Raw genomic sequence first — 9378 nt, forward strand, 5'->3', positions numbered from 1 at the left:
GGCCGTGCGTGTTGGGGTGCCCTGCCGGTAAAGTGTTGTAGATGGGCCACGTTCAGGATCTGTGGATGAAGAAGGGTCCGGACGGGAAGAAGACTGTCCGGTCGGCTCGGTACGGCCTGGGCAAGCGGTGGCAGGCGAGGTGGATCGATCCGCTCGGCGACGAGCAGACGAAGATGTTCACCGCGCAGGATGCCGCGAGGGCTCACGTCACGAGGATGGAAGCGAGTGTCCATTCGGGTAGTTACGTCGACCCGAAGAAGGGCAAGGTTGCGTTCCGGGAGTACGCCGAACGGTGGCGCGCTGACCAGCTCCATCATCGCCGCTCGACCGCGGTGCAGGCCGAGTCCAGGTTGCGGCTGCATGTCTATCCGATGCTCGGTGCGAAGCCGATCGCGTCGATCCGGCGGCCCCAGGTGCAGGCGTGTGTCAACGAGATGGCGAAGACGCTTGCCCCGACGACCGTCGAGGTGGTGTACGGGTACATCGCGACGGTGATGAAGTCGGCGGTGCTCGACGAGGTCATCGGGAAGACGCCGTGCGTGAAGATCAACCTGCCGGAGATCAGCCGGAAGAAGGTTGTCCCGTTGACGGTCGAGCAGGTCGAGCGGATCTGCCGGAAGGTGCCGGCCAGGTACCGGGCTGCTGTGATCGTGTGTGCGGCGACCGGGCTGCGGCAGGGCGAGTTGTTCGGTCTGAAGATGGAGCACGTCGAGGGGGCGTGCGACAGCGTGGTGTTGCGGGTCGAGGAGCAGGTCGACGGCGGCGCACCGAAGACGGAGTCAGGTGAACGCAGGGTCGCGATCGGGCTGGTCGCGTCGAGGGCGCTGTGGAGGCATCTCGCGACTTACCGGGAGGGGATCGGCGGGTACGTGTTCTCGACGCCGCGGCGGACCCGGATCTCCAGGTCGACGGCCGCGTTCTTGTGGAACGCGGCGACCGAGGGCATGGGGTTGAAGGACCGGTCGGGGTGGCACGAGTTGCGGCATCATCATGCGTCGCTGCTGATCTCGGCTGGCCTGTCTGTGGTGGCTGTTGCGGAGCGGTTGGGGCACAAGGACGGGACGGAGACGCTGCGGACGTACGGGCATCTGTGGCCGACGGATCATGAGCGGGCTGTGGCTGCGGTGGATGCTGCGCTGGCCGGGTTGAGCATGTCTGACGGAACGGTGACGGAACGCGCAGCTTAAACGTGCAGGTCAGGGGCTTGTGGGACTGTGTCCGGCTTACATGACCGACCCGTTCCTTTTGCACGCTCGGCACGCTGCAATGTGGCCGTGACCAGCCTGAACGCCATGCGACGGGACACTACTGGACGCGATAGCGCGTGATGGCGCGGACGGAATTTACGCGGAACGTCCGAGTCGTGACGGAACCGGGACGGAACACGGAACGGGTCAGGTTGCCTTGTTGCAACAAGGCACCTACTCTCGACCCATGGGCCACCACGAACCGCGCACCGCAGCCGATGAGATCGCTGAGGCGAAGGCGAAGCTTGATGCCGCGTTCGCCGAGATGGAGACCTGGCGTACCCACCTGGACATCATGGCGAAGAACCCGCAGGACCGCGAGGCGGTGGCCTTCCAGGCTCGCCGCTCGGCCGGGATCGTCGCGGCCCTGATCGCGGAAGCCGAGTCCGGTACGCGCGTGGCCGAGCGGCTACAGGCTCAGCTGACCGTCGTCTCGTAGTGCAGTGCATGCCCGGCCATCGGGGCAATCACGCGTGACACCTCGACCGGGTTTCCGTCGACGCTGAACACGCGGACGATGTCCCACACGACCGGTGTGGGCGCGGTCAGGTTGAGCAGGCGCCGTTCGGTCGGGTTGGGTAGCCGGCCGACCGCGGTCTCGTCGACGTGCAGGACCGAGCCGTCGGGGATGAGTCCGGCGTCGTACAGCTCGGCGAGGGTGCCGCCCGGGTAGGGCTGGACGGTCGGGTCTGCGAGGACCTTGCCTTTGGCGATCTTCATCGGTACGGCGGATCGCTGGATCTGGATGGGTTCGCCGGCGAGTCGTTTCACCATGCGGCGACGCATGATCTTTGTTCCGGTTTTGATGCCGAGGTAGGCCGCGTCGGTTTCGGTCGCGGTCTCTTCGTCGTATTCGAGCGGGTCGACGGTGTACTCGTCCCATTCGGCGCCGTGGTCGGTGACGAAGGCGGTGGTGTCGCGTTGGCCGGCTCGTAGTTGGGTGAGTTGTTCGGCGTACCGGTTGGTGGACATGTGCCGGACGGGTATGGCGGGCGCGACGATGGTGGGTCGGCCTTGGGATCGGATGATGAGGCCTTCGTTGACGAGGATGGCGAGGGCTCGGCCGACGGTGGCGCGGTCGATGTTGATGGCGTTGGCGATGTCGTTCTCGCTGGGGACGCGGTCGCCGGGGTTGAGGTCGCCGGTTGCGATGGCTTGCCGGATGTGGTCGGCGAGTTGGTCGCGCATGGGCGGGTGGGGGGCGACCTGGGTGAGCGTCTGCTTGGAGAGCTTGAGGGCCATGGCTCGATGCTACGGGACTTGTTGCCTTTTTTGAACAACTTCGTCTCTGCTTGTTGACTTGTTGCAACAAGTGGAGCAGGGTGGATCTATCACCACCGGATGCCACTGGGGAGACAGCAATGAGCCAGGAAGACAAGCGGTACGCGATCGTGAACAGGTACGACGGGACGTGGCGCGTGTACGACAACGTCGACGACCTGGCGCTGCCGGTCCCGCACAAGAGCAAGAAGGCGGCCCAGGCCGCCGCGGACCGGTACAACGAGCGCGCCGCGAAGGCCACGTCGTGAACACGCCCGCGACCGCTGAGCGTCGGAACGTGCGGGTCTGGTTCGGCAGCCACGTGATCGCGAACTACACCGCGGAGCCCGAGTTGGCGGAGCGGTACGCGGTCGCGATGGGTCGCCGGTTCGCCGGCCTGAAGGTCACGAACGAGGCCGTGCCGTTGGTCGCGCCGGCCACGTTGCCGTTGCCGTCTGAGCGGCTGTGGGGTTTGCCGCCCCTCTAGACCGGTCAGGGCGTCGGTGCATCCTCACCCCCCTCGCCCGGCGTCCTGGCCGCTCCACTCGCGCCCCCGGTTCCCGTTCCTCCCCGGGAATTGGGGGCGCTTCTTGCAACACTCCCGTCAGTTATCACTACACATGAGAGAAGGACCTGATGAGCGACACCCGACCGACCGGCGAGGACCTGGCCGATCAGATCCAGCGCCACGCCTACGACCCGAACTTCGTCGCGGGGTTCCTGGCCAACTTCGTCGCCGTGGTCGCTGACGAGCAGACGGAGCGGCCGGCGCACGTCGCGGCGCGCGAGGCGCTGGAGGCGCTGGCTGACTTCGACACGTTCACCGCGGATGTCCCGGCGGCGAAGCGATGAGCAACGACAGCCTGCGGGCCGCGCTGGAGAAGCTGCTCGGGGAGCGGAGTTGGTCGCTGACCGCAGGGGATGTGCGCCGGGTGCTCGATGAGGACCGTTGGGCCGCCCATCCTGCCGAGTCGGTACCGGTCGCTGACCGGGAATCGCTGGAATCGCTGATCGCTGACGAACTGGCGAACTGGGTGGAAGACGGCCCTCGTGCGCGGCGGGCGGTCGCGAAGGCGCTCGTGGCGGCCCTGCTCGCTGCTGGCGTGTTCCGTTCCGAGGTTGAGGATGCCACCAGCAACGAAGCCCCGATCGTGTTCCCCCCGCTGGGTTCAGGCCACAGCCACGATGATTCCCGGGCGCTGCCGGTCGATGGCTGCCCCCGGTGCGCCGAACTCACCCGGATTGCAGACGCCGCAGGCCGGAAGGCCGCGCAGGAGGTCCGAGCCAGTAAGCGCGCCAATGAGATGGAGGGCAAGTCGTGAGCGAGAACTGGCGCAGGCGGACGCTGCCAGACGGCCGGGTGGCTGAGTTCCTCGGCGCCGAATGGGAGCCCGACGACGGCACCGAACCGCCGGGGACGATCCGGATTCGCGTGCACTACACGGTCGGCGGACAGGCGAGCAGCAAGGTCGTGCTCCTGTCCAGCGCCGACTTGGAGGCTAGGCGATGAGCGACAAGGTGGAGATCCCCGACGCAGTCGTTGAGGCGGCTTCGATGGCTGCTTGGAACGCGTCTCCGGCGGGGGATCTGATCCTGTGGCCGCCGACAATGGAGGGGAATGCGCGGCAGGTTCGCGCGGAGATCCGCGCCGCTCTGGAGGCCGCTCTCCCGCTGCTGCCCGCCTCTGGTGGACCCGCTGTCGCCGAGCGGAGGCCGCTTTCGGAGGCGCTGGACGAGTGGCCTGAGGTCGAGGGCACGTTCGATGAGGTGCTGGAGTCGGCCGCCGCCGCGCGTCTCAGTGGTCCCGCTGTCGATCGGTACCGGCTGGCGTGGCTGTCCACTCGTCGTCGTGCTGCCTACGCGTCGAAGGCGTTCTTTGCTGAGGCCGCCGCTGCGAACGAACTGGAAGCGCAGCCCGTTGTCGATCGACAGGTGATCGAACGGGTGCTGCGGGACCGGATCGACGGGAGCGACGCAGTGATCAACAGCCTGACAGCCGCTCTTGTCGCGGCTCTCACCGAACCCCACCCGGTGAACTCGGACCTACACCACTGCACGGGTTGTGGTGCTGCCGTGATCGGCCGGGAGACCTGTGGTGACCCGTCCCGACCGGAGTGCGCGGCTCTCACCGAACAGCCGAAGGAGGACGAGAAGTGAGCGAGGACGTCGAGTACATCGAGGCCGCCGAGGAACGGACCTGCGACTGTGGGACGCCCCTCAGGAATGGCCATTGGTGCGGCACCTGCCGCCAGAATATCTGGGAGATCCGCCGATGACACCCGCCGGCGAGCTCCTTGCTGCCGCTGACCGTGTGGAAGCACTGGCAGGAGCAGCCACCGAAGGACCGTCCTACCAGGGGGTGTTGATCGGTGAGTTCAGCGCCGAGCCCAAGCAGTGCGGTGACGAGCACTTGCCGGGCTGCTGGAATGACGTCCTGGACCGTACCTGGTGCATCTGCGGTGAGCAGACCTGGGACGGCGATCAGGGCAGCTGGCATTCGCGTCAGTTGTGGTCGACGGCTGGCCAGGGTGCGGAACTGCTCGGGTATGACCTGTACTACCTGCCGCCGCACGACCACACCGCTTGTTGAACCGCTTCAACCACCTGTATTGATAATCCCTCTTATCTTGCGAAACCCCCTGATTTTGAACGAGAAACGGAGTCCGAATGAGGTATGCAGTAGAGCTGGGCGACGACGAGGCCAGGGCCATCGTCTACGACCTCCGCAACGACGGCAGCGACCTGGAGAAGGCCGTCGCCGATCAGATCGCGAAGCAGTTGCCGACCCCGCCCCCGGCCGAGCCGAGCGGCGACTGTGTCGTCTTCGTGCGGGACCAGTGGCCGCCATTCGTGAGGGGCGACGACGGCGGGTGGGACAACCGGGATGGCTACAGCTTCGGTGGGTGGGAGCAGTTCACCAACTACTTCAAGCGTGGCGGCGAGTTCGTCATCTACCGACCGGAGGGGACCGATGCCTGAGACCACGACCTCCCGGAGCATCGCGTTCTGGCGCGACTGGGATAAGCGGCATCCGTACGTGATCGCAACGACCCGGACCGAGGACGCTGCTGCGCCGATCGAGCTCATCCGGCGGTACTCCGATGATTCCGGCGATGAGGTGTTGGTGTCGCTGACCCGTGAGGAGTGGGCCGAGCTGATCGGGTTCGTTGGTGAGCACGCCGGCGCACCGGTACCAACCGGCCTCGTGTGCAGCAATTGCGACGGGGACGAGTTCTTCTGCGGAGCGTGCGGAATCCGACGGGAGAACGTCTGATGCCCCGCCTGATGAGTGTTGCCTTTACTGAAGATGCTGTGCGCCGCCGGGCGAAGACCGTGACCCGCCGCAAGGGCTGGCTGTTCCTGAAGCCCGGCGACCGGCTGACCCTGTGCCGCAAGGTGATGGGCCGGAAGAAGGGTGAGCCGCTGGTGCGGATCGTCGACGTGCAGGTCGTGTCAGTTCGGCGCGAGCCGCTGAGCGCGCTCACGATGGACCTGACGTACGGGCAGAACGAGGTGTCCTACGAGGGGTTCCCGGACATGTCGCCGGAGGACTTCGTCGACGAGTTCTTCGTCAAGGCGCAGCGCATGCACGTCGAGGACGTGGTGACCCGGGTCGAGTGGCGCTATCTGGATGAGGTGGCCGAGTGACCGGGTTTCTGATCGCTCTCACCAACGGCCGCGGCAGTGGTGTTTGTGGTGGCGTGGATCGCGCGGGAGCGGCTCGTGAAGCGTGCCCGAGGGGACGCGGGCGATGAGTGACGAGCGTGTGCAGTACGACGGGGCCGAGCTCGACGAGATCCTCGCTGAGAACGTCACCGTGCATATCGAAGGCATGGACGCACACCATTGGATGGTCAGGATCTGGCGGCCGGCTCGCTGGACGAAGGGTGTGCTGACACGCACCGCGGTCAACCTTCACCTGTCGGCCAGCGACGTGTTCGAGGTCGAAGACACCGAAGGTCTGCCGGTGATCCAGCGGGAAGCGATCGCCTGGTGTCACGAGTGGACCGACCGCCGGGGCCGGAGGCACCAGTGCTACTCGCGGCCTCACGAGGAAGGCACGCGGCACCGGTGCAGCTGCGGCACAACGACAGCATGGGAGAAGCCATGACCGAGATCGTCCCTGTGACCCTGGTCGATGAGGTTGCGCAGTACGGTCCGACCCGGCGTATCAACGTGCTGGTCGCGTCGTGGTTGGCGTTGTTCGACCGTTATCACACGCAGCGGTGCTATTACCGCGACGTGGAAATGTGGCTGAAGTTCTGCGGTGAGATCGGCGTCGATCCGCTGGCCGCTCGTCCGTTGCACGTCGACAAATGGATGGAGCGGGACTGCGGTTACCGGCTGGATGCGAAGGAGGCGAGTAAGACGCGGCGGGTGTGGGCGGTCTCGTCTTGGTACGGGTTCCTGGTCGAGCGCGGAGTTATCACGCAGAACCCTGTGGCGGGTTCCCGATGAAGCGTTTCAGGGAATCCGGCATTAGTTATGGAAACTGCTCTTCTCATAACCTAAATCGGACTTAGATCGGAGTAAGAAATGAAGATGGTGGAATACGCCAGCTACCCGGATCCGAGCACCATTCCGCAACTGGAGACGGCCGCCGAGGCTGAGGCGTTGTTGCAGGAGTTGGCGCAGACCAACGAATGGGTTTCCGTGTTCTGGGATCGGGGGTGGGGCGACGTTGGCACCCCCCTGGAGATCACGATCATTGTCGATGGCAACGGCCAGCAGCCAAAGGCGCTGATCAACGCTGAGATCTACAACGATCTCCGCGAGCGAGAGGTCATCGACCGGAACACACTGCAGACCTACAAGGCGCGCAAGCTCCACGACTTCTGCAACCCAGACGACCGGTCACGCGTGAAGTCGTGAACGAGCTCGCAATCCCCTCCGTCTCCGCGGTCCAGCTGCCCGAGGCAGCCCCCTCTCCCGTCGCTACCTACCTTCAGTCACTCGGCTCCGTCGATTCCCGCCGCACGATGCAAGGCGCGCTCGACCAGATGGCCGCACTGCTCGCCGGCGACGGAGTCAAGGCTGACGCGATCCCGTGGCACGACCTGCGACCCGACCGCACGACATGGTTGAAAGCCGCACTACTGGAGCGGTACAAGCCGTCCACGGTCCGCAAGATGCTCGCCGCGCTCTCCGGGGTCCTGAAGCAGTGCTGGCGGGAAGGGCTGCTCGATGACGTCGCCTACCGCCGCCTGATCGACTGGGGTCAGGTGAAGGGGTCGGGGCTGACCGGTGCCAACGCCGGGCGTCACGTCACGGCAGCGGAGGTACGCGCCCTGTTCTGGGCGTGCGCCGACAGCCCGTACCTCGCGACCGCGGCCCGCAACGCCTCCGTGCTAGGCGTCCTGTTCGGCGCCGGACTACGCCGGGCGGAGATCGTCGCGCTCGACCTGGAGCACTTCGATCCGCAGACCGGCGAGACGACGGTGCGCGGTAAGGGCAACAAGATCCGCCTGTGCTACGTCACGGGCGGCGGCCGGGAGGCGGTGCAGGCATGGCTTCGGGTGCGCGGCCAGGAGCCCGGCCCGCTGTTCGTCGCGGTGAACAAGGTTGGCCGGCTGGATCCGGCGAGGCGTCGGCTGACGACGCAGGCGGTGTACGCGATGCTGCAACGGCTGGCGCGGACGGCGAAGGTTGCCCCGTTCTCTCCGCACGATGGCCGCCGCACGTTCGCGGGCGATCTGCTGGACGCTGGCGTGGACGCTGCGACGGTGCAGAAGATGCTGGGGCACGCGTCGCTGGCAACGACGGGCATGTACGACCGGCGCGGCGAGCGAGCGAAGCAGCAGGCAGCAGGGCAGGTGCACATCCCGTATGTTCAACCGACGACGCTGCCGACGCTAGGTGAGGCGTCATGACGCACAAGCTGACCGAGCACCTGCTCGGCAAGGATGAGGAGGAAGCATCGTGAGCGAGAATGACGACCTGCGATGCACGGCAGTGTCGGACAGCGGAGAGCGGTGCGTTCTCGCGGCGAATCACTACGGCGACAACCCGACGCAGTACCTGCACGCCCTCGACGGGACCAGCGACACAGGCGACGGTGTGCGCCGTTTCGGGGTGGGCGGACACATGCCGTCTACACCTCGCCTGACGCCGACCGGTGAAGAGATCGACGGACTCCTCCAACTGTGGAAGGTGCATCCTTCGCGGCCGACCGAGGGCAACGAGCTGGCCAACTACCGCAGGCGGGTGCGGAACGCCATCCTCGCACTGCTGAAGGGAGAGGAGTCGTGACGATCGTCGAGTTCCTGACCGCGCGGTACACCGAGGCGGAGAAGGTGGCGCGTGCTGTGAAGCCGCTCGGCGAGGTCATCGTGATGGGTGGCGAGCGGCATCCGGAGACATTTGGCCATTCGCGCTACACAGTCGCCTCCGCAGACGGGTATCCCCGAACGCTGAGCGATCCTGAAGCGAGCAAGCACTTCGCCCGCTACGAGCCCGCCGAAGTACTGGCTGATCTGGCGGCGAAGCGGGCGATCCTGGACGAGTACGAGCGCATTGCCCTGTCGGCCGACACCTACCCGTGCGCGCCGAACTTCGCATCGCTGATCGCCATGGGCGGTTGCCTTAAGATCCTCGCCCTGCCGTTCGCCGATCACGACGACTACGACCAGGCGTGGACAAGTGGCATCGTGAGCCACCATCGCGGGTAGAACACCACGAACGAGGCTCCAGCGGCTGCTACCGCTGGGGCCTTCGTCATGCTCAGCCCGGCCCGGTCGTCCCGTTCGTGATGTCGGCGATCGCCTCGTCCATCAACCGCTGCAACGTCGGCCGGTCGAACCCGGCGCACACCGGCTTCCGGGTCGACGGCGGGTACGGGTCGCTCTTGTTCGTCCAGCCGTTCTCGTAGTCG

General features: G+C 66.1%; 19 protein-coding genes. 18 read left to right on the forward strand and 1 reads right to left on the reverse strand.

Annotated features, from left to right (window positions below):
• Positions 1-41: 41 nt before the first annotated feature.
• Together VGH54_RS09785 and VGH54_RS09790 are read left to right on the forward strand one after the other, a co-directional pair.
• Positions 42-1187 carry a tyrosine-type recombinase/integrase gene (locus tag VGH54_RS09785; RefSeq protein WP_331511758.1) on the forward strand — a complete coding sequence of 382 codons (1146 nt, stop codon included), beginning with the start codon at positions 42-44 and terminating at the stop codon, positions 1185-1187.
• A gap of 247 nt (positions 1188-1434) precedes the next feature.
• Positions 1435-1686 carry a hypothetical protein gene (locus VGH54_RS09790; protein WP_331511759.1) on the forward strand — a complete coding sequence of 84 codons (252 nt, stop codon included), beginning with the start codon at positions 1435-1437 and terminating at the stop codon, positions 1684-1686.
• Here VGH54_RS09790 and VGH54_RS09795 read toward each other — a convergent pair.
• Positions 1665-2489 carry a GntR family transcriptional regulator gene (locus tag VGH54_RS09795; RefSeq protein WP_331511760.1) on the reverse strand — a complete coding sequence of 275 codons (825 nt, stop codon included), beginning with the start codon at positions 2487-2489 and terminating at the stop codon, positions 1665-1667. The two genes, VGH54_RS09790 and VGH54_RS09795, sit on opposite strands and share 22 nt — an antisense overlap.
• A 119-nt stretch (positions 2490-2608) precedes the next feature.
• Here VGH54_RS09795 and VGH54_RS09800 point away from each other — a divergent pair, with 119 nt between their 5' ends.
• The 16 genes from VGH54_RS09800 to VGH54_RS09875 all read left to right on the forward strand — a co-directional run bounded on the left by VGH54_RS09800 (position 2609) and on the right by VGH54_RS09875 (position 9175).
• Positions 2609-2776, forward strand: coding sequence for a hypothetical protein (locus VGH54_RS09800; protein WP_331511761.1), 168 nt, complete (start codon positions 2609-2611; stop codon positions 2774-2776).
• Positions 2773-2994: a hypothetical protein gene (locus VGH54_RS09805; RefSeq protein ID WP_331511762.1), complete on the forward strand. Its 222-nt coding sequence runs from the start codon at positions 2773-2775 to the stop codon at positions 2992-2994. The genes VGH54_RS09800 and VGH54_RS09805 overlap by 4 nt, the downstream gene beginning before the upstream one ends.
• 149 nt (positions 2995-3143) lie before the next feature.
• Positions 3144-3359, forward strand: a complete 216-nt coding sequence (locus VGH54_RS09810; RefSeq protein WP_331511763.1) for a hypothetical protein — start codon at positions 3144-3146, stop codon at positions 3357-3359.
• Positions 3356-3829 carry a hypothetical protein gene (locus tag VGH54_RS09815; protein WP_331511764.1) on the forward strand — a complete coding sequence of 158 codons (474 nt, stop codon included), beginning with the start codon at positions 3356-3358 and terminating at the stop codon, positions 3827-3829. The genes VGH54_RS09810 and VGH54_RS09815 overlap by 4 nt, the downstream gene beginning before the upstream one ends.
• On the forward strand, positions 3826-4017 hold the full coding sequence (locus tag VGH54_RS09820; RefSeq protein WP_331511765.1) for a hypothetical protein: 192 nt from the start codon (positions 3826-3828) through the stop codon (positions 4015-4017). The genes VGH54_RS09815 and VGH54_RS09820 overlap by 4 nt, the downstream gene beginning before the upstream one ends.
• Positions 4014-4664, forward strand: a complete 651-nt coding sequence (locus VGH54_RS09825) for a hypothetical protein (RefSeq protein ID WP_331511766.1) — start codon at positions 4014-4016, stop codon at positions 4662-4664. Before VGH54_RS09820 ends, VGH54_RS09825 begins: the two co-directional genes overlap by 4 nt.
• Before the next feature lie 115 nt (positions 4665-4779).
• Positions 4780-5097, forward strand: coding sequence for a hypothetical protein (locus tag VGH54_RS09830; protein WP_331511767.1), 318 nt, complete (start codon positions 4780-4782; stop codon positions 5095-5097).
• Between the two features lie 77 nt (positions 5098-5174).
• Positions 5175-5486 (forward strand): hypothetical protein, encoded by a 312-nt coding sequence (locus tag VGH54_RS09835; RefSeq protein WP_331511768.1) that lies wholly within the window; start codon positions 5175-5177, stop codon positions 5484-5486.
• Entirely contained in the window at positions 5479-5781 is a 303-nt protein-coding gene (locus tag VGH54_RS09840) for a hypothetical protein (protein ID WP_331511769.1), read from the forward strand. The genes VGH54_RS09835 and VGH54_RS09840 overlap by 8 nt, the downstream gene beginning before the upstream one ends.
• Positions 5781-6155 carry a hypothetical protein gene (locus tag VGH54_RS09845; protein WP_331511770.1) on the forward strand — a complete coding sequence of 125 codons (375 nt, stop codon included), beginning with the start codon at positions 5781-5783 and terminating at the stop codon, positions 6153-6155. The genes VGH54_RS09840 and VGH54_RS09845 overlap by 1 nt, the downstream gene beginning before the upstream one ends.
• 103 nt (positions 6156-6258) lie before the next feature.
• On the forward strand, positions 6259-6618 hold the full coding sequence (locus VGH54_RS09850) for a hypothetical protein (RefSeq protein WP_331511771.1): 360 nt from the start codon (positions 6259-6261) through the stop codon (positions 6616-6618).
• Positions 6615-6965, forward strand: a complete 351-nt coding sequence (locus VGH54_RS09855; RefSeq protein ID WP_331511772.1) for a hypothetical protein — start codon at positions 6615-6617, stop codon at positions 6963-6965. The genes VGH54_RS09850 and VGH54_RS09855 overlap by 4 nt, the downstream gene beginning before the upstream one ends.
• A gap of 78 nt (positions 6966-7043) precedes the next feature.
• Positions 7044-7379: a hypothetical protein gene (locus tag VGH54_RS09860; protein ID WP_331511773.1), complete on the forward strand. Its 336-nt coding sequence runs from the start codon at positions 7044-7046 to the stop codon at positions 7377-7379.
• Entirely contained in the window at positions 7376-8377 is a 1002-nt protein-coding gene (locus VGH54_RS09865) for a tyrosine-type recombinase/integrase (protein ID WP_331511774.1), read from the forward strand. The genes VGH54_RS09860 and VGH54_RS09865 overlap by 4 nt, the downstream gene beginning before the upstream one ends.
• A 49-nt stretch (positions 8378-8426) precedes the next feature.
• On the forward strand, positions 8427-8756 hold the full coding sequence (locus VGH54_RS09870) for a hypothetical protein (protein ID WP_331511775.1): 330 nt from the start codon (positions 8427-8429) through the stop codon (positions 8754-8756).
• A complete protein-coding gene (locus VGH54_RS09875; RefSeq protein ID WP_331511776.1) occupies positions 8753-9175 on the forward strand; it encodes a DUF6221 family protein in 423 nt (140 codons plus the stop codon). The genes VGH54_RS09870 and VGH54_RS09875 overlap by 4 nt, the downstream gene beginning before the upstream one ends.
• Positions 9176-9378 lie beyond the last annotated feature (203 nt).

Source organism: Mycobacterium sp. (assembly GCF_036488105.1).
GTDB lineage: Bacteria > Actinomycetota > Actinomycetes > Mycobacteriales > Mycobacteriaceae > Mycobacterium.